The sequence below is a fragment of the Pseudoalteromonas sp. B160 genome, from assembly GCF_037162485.1.
GTDB classification, from domain to species: domain Bacteria; phylum Pseudomonadota; class Gammaproteobacteria; order Enterobacterales; family Alteromonadaceae; genus Pseudoalteromonas; species Pseudoalteromonas rhizosphaerae.
The window spans coordinates 1,935,975-1,953,638 of record NZ_JARLUX010000001.1; the positions used below are offsets into that span (position 1 = coordinate 1,935,975).

At 38.4% G+C, this 17,664-nt stretch carries 14 protein-coding genes, 1 pseudogene and 1 riboswitch; of the genes and pseudogenes, 11 read left to right on the forward strand and 4 right to left on the reverse strand.

The genetic code is table 11. The annotated features are described in order from the left end of the window. The 5 genes and pseudogenes from P4S61_RS09000 (at position 1) to P4S61_RS09020 (ending at position 8,494) form a co-directional block, all read left to right on the forward strand. Positions 1-3,131, forward strand: a pseudogene (locus tag P4S61_RS09000) (efflux RND transporter permease subunit). Positions 3,132-3,440: 309 nt separating this feature from the next. Further along, positions 3,441-3,531, forward strand: a riboswitch (cyclic di-GMP riboswitch). Positions 3,532-3,649: 118 nt separating this feature from the next. Continuing rightward, the gene (locus P4S61_RS09005) at positions 3,650-4,216 is read left to right on the forward strand and encodes a chitin-binding protein (protein WP_145240240.1); all 567 of its coding nucleotides are present in this window, start codon (positions 3,650-3,652) and stop codon (positions 4,214-4,216) included. Between the two features lie 102 nt (positions 4,217-4,318). After that, a complete protein-coding gene (locus P4S61_RS09010; protein ID WP_145240242.1) occupies positions 4,319-6,397 on the forward strand; it encodes a S9 family peptidase in 2,079 nt (692 codons plus the stop codon). Positions 6,398-6,770: 373 nt separating this feature from the next. Further along, positions 6,771-7,577, forward strand: a complete 807-nt coding sequence (locus tag P4S61_RS09015) for an alpha/beta fold hydrolase (RefSeq protein ID WP_145240244.1) — start codon at positions 6,771-6,773, stop codon at positions 7,575-7,577. A 5-nt stretch (positions 7,578-7,582) separates the two neighbouring features. Continuing rightward, on the forward strand, positions 7,583-8,494 hold the full coding sequence (locus P4S61_RS09020; protein WP_337118164.1) for a GGDEF domain-containing protein: 912 nt from the start codon (positions 7,583-7,585) through the stop codon (positions 8,492-8,494). 75 nt (positions 8,495-8,569) lie between these two features. Here the strand turns inward: P4S61_RS09020 and P4S61_RS09025 are convergent, their stop codons facing one another. Continuing rightward, on the reverse strand, positions 8,570-9,043 hold the full coding sequence (locus P4S61_RS09025; protein ID WP_145240248.1) for a Dps family protein: 474 nt from the start codon (positions 9,041-9,043) through the stop codon (positions 8,570-8,572). Between the two features lie 349 nt (positions 9,044-9,392). Between P4S61_RS09025 and P4S61_RS09030 the strand changes: the two genes are divergently transcribed. Further along, on the forward strand, positions 9,393-9,602 hold the full coding sequence (locus P4S61_RS09030) for a hypothetical protein (RefSeq protein WP_149982248.1): 210 nt from the start codon (positions 9,393-9,395) through the stop codon (positions 9,600-9,602). Here P4S61_RS09030 and P4S61_RS09035 read toward each other — a convergent pair. After that, entirely contained in the window at positions 9,599-10,195 is a 597-nt protein-coding gene (locus P4S61_RS09035; RefSeq protein WP_337118165.1) for a PGAP1-like alpha/beta domain-containing protein, read from the reverse strand. The genes P4S61_RS09030 and P4S61_RS09035 overlap by 4 nt on opposite strands. Before the next feature lie 28 nt (positions 10,196-10,223). Next, positions 10,224-10,760 (reverse strand): YaeQ family protein, encoded by a 537-nt coding sequence (locus tag P4S61_RS09040; protein WP_145240254.1) that lies wholly within the window; start codon positions 10,758-10,760, stop codon positions 10,224-10,226. A gap of 371 nt (positions 10,761-11,131) precedes the next feature. Between P4S61_RS09040 and P4S61_RS09045 the strand changes: the two genes are divergently transcribed. From P4S61_RS09045 to P4S61_RS09065, 5 genes are all read left to right on the forward strand, one after another. Beyond that, the gene (locus P4S61_RS09045) at positions 11,132-11,314 is read left to right on the forward strand and encodes an AlpA family transcriptional regulator (RefSeq protein ID WP_337118166.1); all 183 of its coding nucleotides are present in this window, start codon (positions 11,132-11,134) and stop codon (positions 11,312-11,314) included. Between the two features lie 333 nt (positions 11,315-11,647). Then, positions 11,648-11,905, forward strand: a complete 258-nt coding sequence (locus P4S61_RS09050; RefSeq protein ID WP_337118167.1) for a hypothetical protein — start codon at positions 11,648-11,650, stop codon at positions 11,903-11,905. Further along, entirely contained in the window at positions 11,902-12,864 is a 963-nt protein-coding gene (gene dcm / locus P4S61_RS09055; protein ID WP_337118168.1) for a DNA (cytosine-5-)-methyltransferase, read from the forward strand. Before P4S61_RS09050 ends, dcm begins: the two co-directional genes overlap by 4 nt. Next, positions 12,861-14,843: an McrB family protein gene (locus P4S61_RS09060; RefSeq protein ID WP_337118169.1), complete on the forward strand. Its 1,983-nt coding sequence runs from the start codon at positions 12,861-12,863 to the stop codon at positions 14,841-14,843. Before dcm ends, P4S61_RS09060 begins: the two co-directional genes overlap by 4 nt. A gap of 24 nt (positions 14,844-14,867) precedes the next feature. Continuing rightward, complete coding sequence (locus tag P4S61_RS09065; protein ID WP_337118170.1) at positions 14,868-17,300, forward strand: restriction endonuclease-like protein; 2,433 nt, start codon at positions 14,868-14,870, stop codon at positions 17,298-17,300. Positions 17,301-17,302: 2 nt separating this feature from the next. Here P4S61_RS09065 and P4S61_RS09070 read toward each other — a convergent pair whose 3' ends face one another. After that, positions 17,303-17,641 (reverse strand): hypothetical protein, encoded by a 339-nt coding sequence (locus tag P4S61_RS09070; RefSeq protein WP_337118171.1) that lies wholly within the window; start codon positions 17,639-17,641, stop codon positions 17,303-17,305. Positions 17,642-17,664 lie beyond the last annotated feature (23 nt).

Below are 17,664 nucleotides of genomic sequence, written 5' to 3' on the forward strand. Positions count from 1 at the left end.
ATGAATAACACCGAACTACCCAACAAGGCTAAACAAACAGGGGTAATTGCTTACTTTGCTAATAACTCTGTTGCTGCTAATTTAATGATGTTTTTTATCATTGTAATGGGATTGATAAGTTACTTTACGATTCAGCGACAAATGTTCCCTAATATAGAAATTAACTATATTAATGTGTCGGCGAACTATCCTGGAGCCTCGCCACAAGAAATTGAAGAAAGTATTCTAATAAAAATTGAAGAATCATTAAAAGATATAACAGAGATAAAAAAGGGGTGTATCGCGCATTTCGAAATGGCGGCACGGCCAGCCTTGAAATAAACACTGATGCCGAACTTACCGACGTGCTTGATAAGGTAAAACTACGCGTTGATGGTATTGCCACTTTCCCTGCTGGAATGGAACCGGTCACCATAAGTCAAGTGGAGTTTCGCCAAGACGTAATAGGTATGACGCTGGTGGCCGACTTACCCTTAATTGAATTAAAACCTATAGCCAATCAAATTGAGAATGAGCTGTTACAGCTATCTAATGTGTCATTGGTGGTTAATGACGTTCCTCTGGATGAGATCGCAATAGAAATTGAACCAGATACATTACGCCAATATAATTTAACTTTGTCGGACGTGGTAAATGCTGTACGTCGTTATTCGGCTAACTTTTCAGCTGGGCAATTAAAAACAGATGCAGGAGTTATTTCGGTTCGTGTAGAGAATCAGTTTTACTCGGGTGAAGAGTTTAGACAAATTCCGGTTAAAATTGGCGCTAATGGCGCAAAAGTATTACTACAAGATATTGCTGTTATTAAAGACCAGTTCACTGAAGGGGAGCGCTACTTTAAGTTTAACGGTGAAAATGCGGTTTACTTATCGGTAAAAGCAACCGAAGATCAAAATATTATTCCGGTGGCTGACTCGGTAAAAGCGTATATTGATCAAAAAAATAAAGAGTTACCGCTCGGTGTGCGTTTAGAGCCATTAATGGACTTTACCTACTACCTAAATGCGCGCTTAGATATGATGAAAGCTAACTTATTTCAAGGCGCTATTTTGGTAGCAATCATGCTTTCGTTATTTTTACGCTTTAAATTAGCGCTATGGGTAATGATTGGCTTACCTGTGTGTTTTTTAGGGGCGATGATGTTGATGCCGCTGTTTGGTGTCACTATTAATATTGTGTCCCTGTTTGCCTTTATTATGGTGCTGGGGATTGTGGTGGATGACGCCATAGTCATAGGCGAAAGTGCCTACACCGAAATAGAGAAAAAAGGCGGTGGTGTTGTTAATGTGGTCAATGGCGCTAAGCGAGTGGCAACCCCTGCAACCTTTGGTGTACTAACAACTATTGCCGTGTTTGCTCCGTTTACGCTTTCGAGTGGTCCTGAAAGTGCCTTCTTTTATGGTATTTCAGTGGTGGTTATTTTATGTTTAGTTTTCAGCCTCATTGAATCTAAATTAATTTTACCAGCACATATTGCGCATACGCATTTCTCACCTATTAATCCTGATGGTTGGCGAGCACGTTTTAATAACCGTTTTTTTGGCTTTGTTAATGGCCCTTATAAACAATTTATAGTGAACTGCATAAAATGGCGCTGGACGGTGATGTTTGGTTTTATTGCGCTGTTAATTTTAACCTTTGGTTTAATTTCATCTAATCAAGTGCGTATGATCCCTTCACCTAAGGTACCTCATGACTTCCCGCAAATTAATGTAGAAATGAACGACAATGTATCCGACATTCAAACCATTAATGCGATACGTGAAATTGAAGCTATGGTGCTAGAGGTTGATAGACAAACAGAGCGTGAAGAAGGCCAGAAGATGGTGCGTGATGTGCTAGTGTTCAATCAAGGTCGTACTGAAGCGCAATTACTCGCACCATTAGTTGACGAAGAACTGCGTCCATATAATGCATTTGAGCTATCTCGACGTTGGCGTGAAGCGATGCCGGTTATCGCTGGTGTCAAATCATTAACTATTCAAGATGATGTTGGCGGCGGAGGCGGCGGTAGTGGTGGCGAGTTTGGCTATTTACTATATGGCTCTGATATCGATACGCTTAATGATGCGGGTCGTCGTTTTATACAGCTATTACAACAGCAAGAAGGTTTGTTTGATATTAGCTCAACTATCGATCCTGCCAGTAAAGAAGTGCAAATGAGCTTAAAACCAGTTGCCTATGACTTAGGCTTAGATCTGGCGGCAATTGCGAACCAAGTAGGTGCAAGCTTTTATGGTGGTGAAGCGCAGCGCGTTATTCGCCGTGGTGAGGAGGTTCGGGTGATGGTGCGTTATCCTAAGCTCACTCGTGAGGCATTTTCATCACTTAAGCATGCGGTTGTTACAACGCCACAAGGCCGAGAAGTTTTATTAGGTGATGTGGTTGAGCTAACAGAAACACCGGGCATTAGTTATATTCGCCGTGAAGGTGGTTATCGTACTGTTTACGTTTATGGCAACATTGACGAGGAAGCAATTGAACCGAGTGAGGTAGTCAAACAAGTTAAAGAAAACTTACTACCACAGCTTCAAGAAGAATACCCAAGTGTTAAGTCTGAATTAGGCGGTGCAATAGAAGAGCAGCAAGCGCAAGCAAATGAGCAGCAACTGTTTTTTGCAGGCGGGATGATTTTAGTTTACATATTATTGGCCGTACCGCTTAAAAGTTATTCACAACCTTTAATTGTAATGTCGGTTATTCCATTTAGTCTGACAGGAGCAATTTGGGGCCACTTTTGGTTTGGCTTAGACATTAGTCTAATGTCGGGTTTTGGATTAATTGCCGCAGCAGGGGTGGTTATTAATGACTCCTTGGTAATGACTGATTTTATTAATCAAGCACGCCGTGCAGGAATAGATATTAAAGATGCGGTTATAGAGGCCGGTTGTGCTCGTTTTAGACCTATATTGCTGACATCTATTACTACATTTGCAGGCGTATTGCCGATTATGTTTGAAACCAGCTTACAGGCTAAATTTGTAATACCTATGGCAGTTGCACTTGGTTTTGCTGTGATGTTTGCAACCTTAATTACACTTATTTTAGTGCCATGTCTGTATATTATTTTAACGGATATTGGGGGTTTGTTTAAACGTCCATTTACTAGCCAAAAGGTTAAAGTAAGCTAACTTTGAGTGTTAAGGTTTTGCTTACACCATAATAAAAAGCCAACCAGCTTAAGGTTGGCTTTTTTATTTTATGTCGACACAACTAAGTGTAAGCTTCTGAATTGTATGTAATAAATCATGTTTGAGCAGCTGTTTATAATACTGGTAGCTTTGAGTTTAATTACAAGAGGCCAGCTATTGAGACGTAAATTAACCTTGTTTTTACAGAAAATCTCTTAACCAGAGTGCAGGTTAATTAAACTTAAGTGCCAGCTTTAACTTTTGATTACATTCTTTAGTTTGATCTTCGAGCTATGTCACACTATACTCACGCTGTTTTGGCAAACTAACCGAAAGGTTAGGACGCAAAGTTTCCGGTCTAAGGTTTTAGCATTAAAACTAAGATAGCGGGGCCGTCGCACAGGGTAATACCAACCTCACTGTGTGTCATCAGCCCTACAATGTAGTTAAAAGTATTTCTTTTATCCAATAAATGCTGGATAGTACCTATTAGATATTCTTAAGGTGTTGCTTTGTTTATGCATACGTCATTGGCCTGTGGAAATTGGATGCCAATAGGTTGTCTAAATCATCATACCCAATTGTTTGTAGGTGATATGGTGACGGTGACTTTTTATGACACGCAAGGAGAGCTAGTCGATTTATCATTTCAATATGAAATTATCACCGAAGAACAAGGTGAGCCACATAATTGGCCACGCTTTGTCGCGGAATATATTAATACTCATATACCCTTAGTCGAAGCAGGAAGAATGACTGAGCAAGGTTTAGTGGTAGCTTATCGTTCAAACCAGATTTATGCACTCGAAGGTTGCGGGATTACTCGTGCGGAATTAACTTTTCAATGTATTGCTAAATGTGATGATTACCAGGTTGTTAAGCCCGCATATGATTATATCTATCCTGAAAAGTGTGGTGTATATAATGCGGGTGTAAAAGTATTACAGCCAAAAACAGGCTTAATTTATAAATGTAAACCTTGGCCTTTCAGCCAGTTTTGCAATGTGAAAGAAGAAAATAATCCACTTTACGAGCCCGGTGTTGGACAAAGTTGGCACCTTGCTTGGCAGCAAGTTTCCCCTTAATGCTATTTAGCATTTTTCGGCCCACTCATTGAGTGGGCTTTTTTATGCACTTTTGAAAATTATGTTAAACTCCAGCCATCGAAATTTTTTATTGGTTTTTCTGTGGCTCTATCAAACTTATCGTTGTCTTCACTTCCTAATGCTCCTGTTGCGCGTAAACAGCCGCACACGTTAACAACACACAAAAAAATACGCATTGATGATTATTATTGGATGCGTGATGACGAACGTACAGATCCAGCGATGCTGGCACATTTAGCTGCTGAAAATGACTATTGTGAACAGCAACTAGCGCCTATTCAGTCTTTTCAGAAGCAACTGTTCGAAGAACTAAAAGGGCGGATTGTTAAAGACGATAATACTTTTCCCGTTAAAGATGGCCAGTATTGGTATCACTCTGAAGTACGTGGCGATGATGAATATTCTCGCCATTACCGTAGTCGTCAGATGGATGCCGCAGATAAGCAGCTACTGTTAGATGTAAATATACTTGCAGAAGGTTTTGAATTTTATGAATTAGGCGAGGTGGCAATTAGTCCTAATGAACAATTGTTGGCTTACTCTGAAGATACCGATGGCCGTCGTATCTATACCGTAAAGTTTAAAGTTATTGATAACGATGATTTACTTGAAGATGTATTAGAAAACACCGAAGGGCAAATCGTTTGGGCAAACGACAATAAAACGGTTTTTTACGTAAAGAAAGACCTTAAAACGTTATTAGGTTATCAAGTTTATCGCCATGTATTAGGTACTAAGCAAGCGCACGATGTATTGGTATATGAAGAGCAAGATCGAAGCTTTTTTATGGGGCTTGGTAAAAGCCGTGATGAGGGGCTGATCATTATTGATTTAGCCACTACAGAAACGAACGATACTTGGGTGCTAGATGCTGATCAGCCGCAAGGAGTGTTTACTCAGTTACTGCCACGCGAAGAAGGGCATGAGTTTGATGTTGATAAACTCGGCGATACGTTTTATATCGTGACTAATTGGCAAGCTAAAAACTTTCGTTTAATGACGGCTAATACAAGTACCATTGCAGATAAAACACAGTGGCTTGAGCATACCCCTCATCGTGATAGCGTTTTATTAGAAGGCGTAGAGCTGTTTGACGATTTCTTGGTGCTTACTGAGCGCGAGCAAGGACAAACACGCTTTGTGGTCATTAATAAGCAACAGCAGCGTATGACCTTAGAATTTGATGATCCTTGTTATTATGCTGCCATTGCAATGAATCCTGAGCATGATACGCACGTAGCTCGTATTTATTACTCAAGCCTCACCACGCCAGGTTCATTATTTGAAGTAGACTTAAATAATGGTGATAAAACTTTATTAAAACAACAGCAAGTATTAGGCAGTTTTGATCCGCAAAACTATGCCTCTGAAAGATTAATGGTAACAGCGCGTGATGGTATTAAAGTGCCCGTGTCGCTGGTTTATCGTAAAGATAGTTTTGCTAAAAATGGCACTAATCCACTGTTTCAATATGGTTATGGGGCGTATGGCATAACCATCGATCCGAGTTTTTCGAGTACCTCATTAAGCTTACTCGATCGTGGTTTTGTGTATGCCATAGCACATGTTCGTGGTAGTGAGATGTTGGGCCGTGATTGGTACGAGCAAGGCAAAAAACAACATAAGCAAAATAGCTTTAACGACTTTATTGATGTAACCAAAGCATTGGTTGAGCAAGGTTATGGTGCGCAAGATAAAGTGTTTGCTTCAGGCGGTAGTGCCGGTGGCTTACTAATGGGAGCGGTTGTTAACCAAGCGCCAGCGCTTTATTTAGGAATTGGCTGCCATGTGCCATTTTTAGATGTGCTAACCACCATGCTGGATGAGTCAATACCTCTAACTACCAATGAATACGATGAATGGGGTAATCCAAATGACCCTGCCTATTATGATGTGATTGCTCAGTATTCACCGTATGACAATATTACCGCACAGGCATACCCACATATTTTAGTGACTACCGGTTTGCATGATTCACAAGTGCAATATTGGGAGCCGATGAAGTGGGTGGCTAAAATGCGTGAATATAAAACTGACGATAATATTTTGGTGTTTAAAACCGATATGGATGCCGGTCACGGCGGCGCATCAGGGCGTTTTAAAAGCTTGGAAGAAAAAGCCCTTGAGATGGCATTTTTTATTAGCCTAATAGACTTTTAATCCCGCAGGGTTTACTTTTATAGTGCGCTGTGTGAAGTATAGGACCTGTTTATCTTTCGAGGTTACTTTTGCCGCAGTATGTTTGGTTTTTAGGCAAGGCAGAGCCTATGTAGTGTGGTTATTCCCCATAAATAGGCGATAACGTAGCATAAATGCCAAACATGCGCTGCCCGAAGGGTTCTGCCTAGGGGCGATTAACTCTTTGTTATTACATGGATGTAAGTAAGGGGCGATAGCAGGACGCGGTAGCTTTGCTCGATTTTTACTTAGCCCACTAGGTTACAAATCTCGCGCCGCGATTAAATCGCCCCTAGATTGAACAAATTTTAATCCTGAAAGGTCAACAGGCCCTAAATAACAAAGGAACCGTGTTATGTGTTTAGCTGATGAAATAAAACGAAGGAATAACGTAAAAATAATTGGGAAAGGGCAGAAAACGCTGCTTTTGGCTCATGGTTTTGGTTGTGACCAAAACATGTGGCGCTTTTTAATTGCGTCATTAGCCGATAACTTTAGCATTGTTTTATTTGATTACGTTGGCTCGGGCGCGTCCGACATTTCACAATACAGCAAACAACGTTACAGTAATTTAGACGGGTATGCGCAAGATGTTATAGATATATGTGACGCCTTACAGCTATCAAAGGTGGTATTTGTTGGCCACTCGGTTAGTAGCATGATTGGTGCTATAGCTGCTAATAAAAAGCCTGAATATTTTTCAAACTTGGTTATGATATGCCCGTCGCCATGCTTTTTAAATGATCCACCAGATTATGCAGGGGGATTCGAAACACAAGATCTACTCGAACTCCTTAGTATTATGGATAAAAATTATATTGGCTGGGCTAATTACCTTGCACCATTAGTGCTTGGAGATAGCAACACCCATGAATTTATGCGGGAGTTGTCAGGCAGTTTTTGTTCAACGGATCCTGTGATTGCCAAAACATTTGCAGAAGCAACGTTTTTATCTGATCACCGACACTTATTAACAGATATTAATCAGCCGACATTAATTTTTCAAAGTCAAAATGATGCATTAGCCGCCGTGACTGTGGGTGAATATATGCATGAGCGAATACCACACAGCAAGCTTAGTGTAATTGCAGCTGATGGACATTGTTTGCACATGACACACCCGAATGAAATTGCGCAAATAATGATTGAATATTTGCAGTAACCTCAGTGAACAATACAATTACGCAATACAAAATTAATTACACTCCAGATGACTTTGCCTGTGGTGCCTGTGTGACTGACGCTAACAGAATCATTATTTACGTTAATAGTTACTTTACCAACGAACTCCAATGGCAGCCAGAGGTGTTGCTGGGGAAAAATGTAGATACGGTGTTTACTAAGTCATCAAAAATATTTTTTCAAAGTTATTTAATTCCCACCCTATTACATGAAAAAAAATGTGAAGAAATGCAACTTCTTATAATGAACGGCAAAGGCGAGCGTTTACCTGTTACAGTGAATGCGCATATTGGGTCTGATCATTGTATTTATTGGAGTTTTTTTAATGCCTCGAAGAGAGATTTACTTTATGAGGAGTTACTAAAAACACGTTCAGTATTGGAAGCACAAGCCGAACAGTTAAAGCAGCTGGCTGCTACTGATGAGTTAACGCAATTACTCAACCGAAGAGAAATGAAAGTCAGAAGCACGCTAATGCTTGAGCAAGCTGCAAGATCGCATCAGATTGTGAGCTTGTTAATGCTCGATATAGACTTTTTTAAAATCATAAATGATACCTATGGCCATATGAAAGGTGATGACATACTAAAAGAATTGGGTGCTAAGCTTAACAGCGAGTGCAGAAAAACAGATCTTGTTGCGCGTATTGGTGGTGAGGAATTTTTAATTATGTTACCAGATACAAATCAAGAGAATACGTTACTATTTTGCCAAAAGCTGCATGCGTTAGTTGCAACAATTAAAGTTGAAAATACGCCAATAACAATAAGTATTGGTGTGAGTATTGCTGATGAAAAAATGTCTTTTGCCGCGCTTTACGCCCAAGCAGATAAGGCGGTATATCAAGCAAAAGTGCAAGGCCGAAATAGAACTGAATTTTTTCAAGCGGTAAAGTAACTTAAAACATCACAGAGTATGTTTATTAAGTAGGCCAGCTCTTTAAAAGCTGGCCTACTTGTGGTTATCTAAAAATTAATTTAAATAGGCTTTAAGCATCCACACTAGCTTCTCTTGCTCAGTTATATAATCACTCATCAATGAAGCCGTACCTTCATCTTGTGCATCACTTGCTTGCTCTAAAATATCGCGCTGCATTTTAATTAGCGTGCTGTAACCAGCGAGTAAGTTTTCGACTGCTGCGACACCATCACTGATATTTTTTGCTTCTTTAATTTTGCTGATCTCTAAGTAATCAGAAAATGCATGCAGTGGTGCGCCATCAAGCGTTAAAATACGCTCAGCGACTTCATCTACTTTTAAAAGTAATAGGTTATAAATTTCTTCAAACTTGATGTGTAGTTCAAAAAAGTTGCGACCTTTAATATTCCAATGAAAACCGCGGGCATTCATATATTGAATTTGATAACTACTTAGCAGGGTATTGAGTGACTTGACGATATCTTCACTTTTCGCGCTGTTAAGACCAATTGCGTTTACCTGTGACATAACTTCTCCTTAATAAACTGATAAGATGTTTTCTAAACACTGAAGCAAGTATCAGCCATTTTTAGTAATCTGTAAAATGGTTAAAATCGATAACCTTAATAGATTTTACCTATTAGCCAACCTGCTGTAGTAATTAATTTGTTCGTACAATAGAGATGGGCTCCAATCTTTAAAAAACCACCCCAAAAATCAAAATAACCGCAAATCGCTTAATAAAAGCACAATAAGATGATCTAAAACAAGCTTTTATAGCAAGCTATTACATGGCGAGTGGTTATTTGATTTAGGTCAAAATTAACGTTTTTAGTCGGCGCATAATCAACACAGATAAATTTGATGGAGAGATAACATGCAGGCTAAAACACAAAAAGAAAGTAAAATGGAATTAGTTGTTATTGGTATAGCGTTGATTGCATTTGTAGTTGGCTTAGTCGGCCATTTAGCAGGAGCAAGCTTTGCTAACTTTGATACCTTTGGTTATATCGCAGCGCCAACACCACTGATCTTAGCAATCATCGCATTTGTTGCCTATAAAGTGGCTGCTAGTGCAGAAGATTAAACCAGCAACTCAACAATATAATTCATCACTTGGCGTGAGTAGATCATACTGGTGTGACTTAAATGAAACACTTTATGTTCTGCCATGCCTTTGAGTTTGGTTTCATCAATTAATACCGTGCCATCTGATTGACTACCTTTGGCAATTAGCGGCATGAGGCCGATCGGTAAATCGCCAGCAATACTATAAAGCTTGGCATTAAATGGCCAATCACCATTTTCGGTCAGTAAAAATGCCACACTGTTTTTTAAAAATACATCAAAGCCTTTTTGCTGCATTCTGCGGGCTATATGGCTGCCTTTATGCGGTGTGCCTAAAGTAATAACTTTTGTTACGTTTTGGCTTTGCTCTGAATTTGCAGCAAGGTATGCGCGCGCCACCAGTCCGCCCATTGAATGACAAACAAGGGCCGTATTTTTATCATTAATAAAATTATCAATCTGTTTAAAAATAGCGGCGCGATCGGGAGACAATGTATTGTAAGAGAGGTTGAGAATATCCAACCCAGACTTTTCGAGCTGCGAGCATAAAGGGCGCATTACAAAGCCAGACATATACAATCCGTGTAATACCACAACGCGTTTAACAGTCATACACCCTCTTAATCTATTGAACCTACAATTACATTAATTGTACTGGTTTTATTTCAATGTTAACTGAATCAGAGCTCACCCATACATCACCATCTTGAATGGTAATAGTCAGCGATATATTGCGATCAACCAGCGCTGCCAGCGCTTGAGTTGTAGCAAAATCTAAACTAAAAATACTTAAATTTTTAAACTCATACAATTTAGGTTGATGCTTTTGCCACCAAATTGCTTGGTTGTTTTCACCATAAGTGTATAGCACCACTTTTTTAGCTTTATTACAGGCTTTTTTAACACGCTTTTCATCAGGTAAACCAAGCTCAACCCACAGCTCGATCTCATCGCTATAGCTTTTATGCCACAGCTCTGGTTCATCATCAGCCGATAAACCCTTAGTAAATTCTAAACCATCACAGGCATTAAGTGCATAGGCAAGCAAGCGGATCATCAAGCGTTGCTCGGTTTCTGAAGGGTGTTGTGCCAAGGTTAAATTAAAGTCTTGGTATACGTTGCGGTCCATATCGCTTAGCGATAACTGCGCTTTAATAATCGTCGATTTAAGAGCCATAACAGTTTATTTAAAAAAATTTGCGTCAGTATAGCGCAATAATACCCAAACCACCTCAAGATACAGAGCCCAGCGTTTCACAGGGGGTTAATACCAAGGCGTAACTTTGCAAAAGTGTAGTCACTGTTAAGTAGTCATAACGCAGAGATCAAGTTGCTGTGAAACGTCCTAAGGATTGGTTTAAAAGCGATTGATACTGCGTTATTGATTTTAACAATAGAACCACTATTACTTGCAATCAATGCCTTGCCTAAATCACTTTTAATTCCAACTGAAACTCAGATCTTAAGGTGGTTTGGGTATGTGACCTGAGCCAGTTAAAAATTACATACTCTGTAAAGTTATATACTAATAACCAACTGAAGAAATCCATGCGTTTAATCAAATTAAAAGAAGTAATCGAAAAAACATCACTTGGCCGCTCAACAATTTATGAGTTTATGATTAAAGGTACATTTCCAAAGCAAGTTTCTCTAGGTGCAAAATCTGTAGCCTGGCTTGAGTCAGAAGTTGATGATTGGATAATGGAAAGAATTGGTGAGCGTGAGAATTAATATCTTAATTTTAGCGCTTAAATTGAGGGCAAATTTAATTCAATCAAAGAGAGGTTAATTGTGTCATCTTTTTGTTGGGATAACTGAGTCAATTCTTGCCTAATTACTAGTAGTTGGTAATATGATACAGCAATGTATAAATGTCCAACACAGCTCAAATCTAGCAATATGATAGATAGCGAAACCTCCTAAGTTTGATATATTTTGGGCCGGTTCGAAATGCACGTTGTAGATGTCGAAGTATAGAAACATGCATTTGGGTGATGCTTCATAGTTAAGTTATTTATGAAAGCATGAACTAACCATCAAATTTTAGCAGTAAAGTAATAATTAATGAAAACGAATTTAGAATTGCTTCAAATAGCAGAAGAATTAATTTTACCTCTAGTTACTCCCCACGTTCCTGAAGGAACTGAGATTCAAGCAGTAATTGAGCAATGGATTCATGCAATCGCGACAGATAGTCAGTTTTATTCCAATCCAGAGGTGGCTAGCGCTGAAGATATAAAGAAACAGGTTGTATTGTTACTTCAAAAAAGCAGTGTTTTTGTAGATCAAAAAGTTTCTTCAATCTGGTTTTTGAAAACGTGAAGTTAAAACCTTCTAATCAGGCTTCATTTAAATTCATTGATTTATTTGCAGGTATTGGAGGTGTAAGACTTGGGTTTCAAGCTGCTGGAGGGCAATGTGTATTTTCTTCGGAGTATGATAAGTCAGCTCAAAAAACTTATAAACTAAACCATGGTGAAATGCCATTTGGTGATATAACTAATATTCCAGAGATATCAATACCTGGACATGATGTCTTACTTGCCGGCTTCCCGTGTCAGCCGTTTTCACACGCAGGGGTTTCTGCTCGTACAGCTGTTGGGAAGGAACATGGATTTTTATGCGATGTACAAGGGACATTATTTTTTGACGTATTAAGAGTTATAGAGAGCAAACGTCCAAAAGTGGTTTTCTTGGAAAATGTCAGAAATCTTGAAAGGCATGATGAAGGTCGCACATTTAAAACTATAAAAGACAGTATTGAAAATAGCGGTTATCACTTTTCATATAAAATTATTGACTCTAGTTCTTTAGTGCCTCAAAGGCGTGTTAGATGCTATATGGTAGGTATTCGAAAAGATATAGGAAAGCCTTTTGAGTTTCCAGAGTTTATTGGGGAATCACTACCACTCAAATCTATACTTGAAGAAAACGTCGATGAAATCTATACCATTTCAGATAAGCTATGGCAGGGTCATATTAATAGGACTAAAAGAAATATAGAGCGTGGCACTGGTTTTACAGCACATACAGCTGATTTAAATAAGCCTTCTAATACAATTGTTGCTCGGTATGGTAAAGATGGGAAAGAATGTTTAATCCCACAGAAAAATAAAAACCCTAGGATGCTTACGTTGAGAGAGTGCGCTAGGCTTCAAGGCTTTCCTGAGGAGTTTGAAGCGTCTCAATATCGGACTCCAGCATATAAGCAGTTTGGAAACTCAGTTGTAGTTCCAGTTATCGAAAAATTAGCGAAGAAGATCAAAACGGATGTGCTATGAAATTTCAAAATTATTGTAATGAGATCGATGATGAGCAAAAAATAATAGCCGAAGAGTCGCTATTATTTACTTATACAAATACTAAGAATGAAGCATTTAGTATTTCGCCTGAAAATATAAAGTTGTTTTTAAATTTTATATTGAGCAACTTCGATAGAGTTCATGATGCTTGGGAGCTAGTGCAAACACGTAAAGATGAAATAAATAAGTACGAAGAAAAGTCATATAGACAAATATATAAATCAGCTGATTCGGAAGAGCTCAAAACTATTTCTTCAGCAGGTCGTAGTCAAACGAAGGCTTTAACAAAGTTAATTTCAAAATTAGTTTCTTATCTTACAGCAAGTGAATATGTGACACCTGAAGTAAATACTTTTTTCACACCAGATGATATTTCTAAAGCATTAAGAAATTGGGACGACTTATACTCAAAAGGTACTTTAGTAAATAGGCAAAATATTCATAATACTAGAATCAAATTTTACAATTGGATGATAAGGAAAAACTTATCTGAGCGCACCGCAAAATCATATTCAGGCCCAGGAATTAGCTATACAGATAAATACATCGAGTCTATCGGATTTAAGCAGTCTTCACTTTATTTATGTTCAGAAAGTGAGGTTTTAGAGGCTATTGATTTGCTTAAAAATAATGCTGACTGGCTGGCTTCAGATAAATCGGGTAATTCAATGTATAGTTCTGCATGCCGTAAATTTGCAGAATTTCTGAAAGAGCAAAATAATGTAAGCGTACTACCTAAGCCTTTCCTTCTTTTAGCGGGTATATCAGGAACAGGTAAAACTCGCTTTGTTAGAGAGCAGGCGCAGCTAACAGGCTCCTTAGCTGATACTTACTGCTTAACATCTGTACGACCTGACTGGCATGAGCCTAGTGATTTACTGGGATATGTGTCTCGCTTAAGTGGGAGTGCTGAGTTTGTAGTAACGGATGTACTTAAATTTATTGCTAAAGCATGGCGTGAAATACTTGATAAAGGTATTTCATTATCAGTAAATGAAAAACTTTTATGCCTTCAAGGTGGCGTATCAGACATTGATGCAATAAAACCATATTGGCTTTGCTTGGACGAAATGAATTTAGCGCCTGTTGAACAGTACTTTGCGGATTACTTATCAGTCATTGAAACAAGACGTTGGGCTTGGGATGAAGATGATTTTCAATACTCGTGTGATCCACTATTAAAAGCTACTACAATTCAATCAATCGATAATCTTGAAAAGTTACGTGAGGAACTGGGGTTTGCGGATGCGAATTATGATGATGCGTGGCAACATATTTGCGAGTATGGTTTAAGTATTCCATTTAACTTGATAGTTGCTGGCACAGTAAATATGGATGAAACTACCCATGGCTTTTCACGTAAAGTAATAGACCGAGCGCTAAGTTTTGATTTTGGCGACTTTTTCCCTAACGATTTCGATAACTTTTTTGCACCTACAACCACCAATAAGGCATTGGGTTACCCTATTTACTCTGATGCACGGACTAGTGCCGATAAACTCCCTAAAATCGATATAGATGGTTGTAAAAGCATCGCATTTATTAATGCTATAAATAACGTATTGGCACATACGCCATTTAAGCTTGCATACAGAGCGCTTAACGAGCTGCTATTAGCAGTTATAAGTAGCGAACCAGAAGAAGAAATTGACTTAAAAGCGGTATGGGATGACTTTTTAATGTGTAAGGTTTTACCTCGTATTGAAGGTGATACTGAGAAGCTTGCCGCAATTGGAGCTGTCGATATATCGATATTGAAACAATTGGAAGAAATTCTTGAAAGTGAATTTGGTAGCTTTTGGAATGAATTGCCTGGCTTAGGTAAAGCAAGACCTGATTTGTACCGTGAAAATGTAGATGGCGATAAATTAATTCATATTGCTTGCCGGAGCAAAGAAAAAATAAACTGGATGGAAGATAGGTTAACAACATTTGGTTTTACAAGTTTTTGGCCTTAATTAAACTGGATGGAGTGCTAAGGAATGCAAGAGCTTTTATATCTGCAATCATCACAGTTTGAATTATCTATCTGGACGAACGATATTTTTAAACGAAAACAGGTTTACCAAGCCTCGTTTGGTAAACGAAATATCGCTTGTTCAGATCTTGAATCACTCGCCAAAGAATCGATTTATCCTATAAAGTTCTCTCCTTCTTTAGATGTTGATGCGTTAGTAGTAGATAAAAAAGAATATGAAGCGACTAATCACGCTAATAGCATAGGTATTGCCGAGCCTATTTTTTTTGAAAATACACAATATCAATTTGAATGGGAGTTTAGCTCTGAAGTTGAAAGTGCTTATTTATCCCATCGTAGCCAAAACATTAATGATAGCTTTCGCTTTAAAAGAGCTAGCTTAACTTCTTCAGCACGATTAACAGGTACATTAAATACGGGAAATGATGTTGGTTGGATGCGTTTGCCGCTTGAGTTTATTGCAGGTGGAAAGGTATTTAAAAGTAATATTTCCTTTGAAGTGCTGCCAACAAAAATGGATATGCATAGCGATTTACCTGCTATGTATAAAATGATTGATAAAGAATTTCCACTATGGCGCTTTAGCTTGCTTGAAAAAACAGAACAGAATGCTTCTAAGGGCCAGCAAAGAGGTCACTTTCCTCTGCTGTGGCTTGCTAACTTTAATAATTTACGCAAACGGTTTGAAGATGGCCTTAAGGTTATTACTCAAGCTCCGCACAGTCGCTTACAGTCATATGTTTCATATTCAAAAGCGGATAGGTTGAAAGGGCGTTTACCTCAACGTTTAAGTGAAAAGGTTAAAGAAGATATAAAAAGTAAGCAGTTCGCTAAGCGGTATAAAGTTGAAAAAAGGCAGCTTAGTGTAAATACACCTGAAAACCGTTTTATAAAAATGGTGATTACAAATAGTAAAAAGTGTATTGCCAAATTTGAAAATAAACTAAGAGAAGCAAATAAAGCACCGGATAAGCAACGCCTTTCAAATAGCTTTTTAAATGAATTACAAGAGTGGCAAAAACCTTTACAAAAAACACTAAATCAGAGCTTTTTTAAAGAGGTGAGCACGTATACAGGGCTTAATAGCGAATCTTTAGTTTTGCAGCAAAAAACGGGCTATAGCGCTGTGTATCGCGTGTGGCAAGAATTAAAATACTATTTGGATGTGTTTGAAGAACAATCAAGCGTATCAATGAAGTCTGTCGCTGAAATATACGAAGTGTGGTGCTTTTTAGAGATTCGAAATATTTTAATAAATGAACTGCGCTTTGAAGATAAAACAAAAAAGCTAACTAATTTACAGTTAAACGATTTTTTAGAGTATCAATTAAAAGACGGTTTTGCAGGTGCGTTTGAATTTGAGCGTGAGGATGGTCTAAAAGCAAGATTAGCACACGAGCCAAGGTTTACTAAAAAGGGTAAGCCTATTAAGTCATATTTAGTTAGTCAAGAGCCAGATATTGTACTTGAAGTAACGTTATCCAAACCCCACTCTAAGCGATTCATTTGGATATTTGATGCCAAGTACCGTATTAAAACGAAGCAAGGCCGCTATGATGAAGACAATATTGATACAACAGACTTTGTGCCTGATGATGCTATAAATCAAATGCACCGCTACAGGGATGCGTTAATTCACATAAATAAAGAAAGCCAATCAGAAAGCATAAGCAAGAGCAGACCCATATTTGGTGCATTTGCTTTATATCCAGGCTACTTCAAACAAGAGACTAACCCACAAAGCAATCCCTATGACGAAGCTATTCATGAAATAGGTATAGGTGCGTTTGCATTGCTGCCAAGTGCTGATGGAAAAAATGGTACTTATTGGCTTGCTGAATTTTTACGTAAACAGTTGGGGGATGGGAATAATAGCTATGTTAAGAACTCTCAGGAGATAGAAGAGAGTTTATATGTTCAAGAAGCAGCCCGAATTCCATATGCAGGTATGAAGCAGATGTTATATCCTGATTTGGTTTTTACAGCCGCTTTAGGTGGGCTAGCAGGGCGAGATAAAAGTTATTTTGAGCGCTTTGAAAATGGCTTAGCATCTTGGTATCACACCCCATTAGCTACTTTCAATTCAGCAACAAAAAAATCAAAACTCAATGTGTTAAAGGAAATTAGGTATTTAGCCATTGCCTCTACGAGTGCTATTAACTCTCGAACTAAATCTATAAAAAAAGTATGGCCAGTAATTGACTGCCAAATAGTAGTGCGAAGTAGTTTAACTATTGAGCAGGCGGGTAAATTGAATCCTAGTGCCGAAGAATGCGTTTTGTTTAAGCTTGGTAAACCCCTTACTCTTAGCTCTCCGGTTGAGTCTGTACCGCATCGGCCAATAGATAGGACTATGAAGCTCACTACGTTGTCTAATCTTGAAAAGGTATCTGTATTTAAAGAGGTTGAGAAAGTTTATTCTCAAACGTTAAACTGATTTTAGTGGCTTTGGTTTTTACTTAGCAGGCTGTCTAAAAAGAGCTTTAAACCAGCATAATTTTCACACTCAAAAGTGATTGCCCCATCACTAGCATAGATCTCTGGCTCTTCGTTAGTTCCTTCATTATTTGCCTCAATAATTACATATCTAGGCGTATCTTCCTCTCTTTGTTCTACGTCAGCATAATCTACCCATAACACGTAGTACTGTTCACCTACTTTGAAATAAAAGCTTGGACATTGATCGTGATGCCAGCTTTTATCTATTAGATAAGGGTGATCTTTTAAGGCAAAGCCGAGGTCAAAGTTTTGACCAAATTCTTGTTTATAAAGTGACATATTGTTTCCTTCTTAAAACTAAT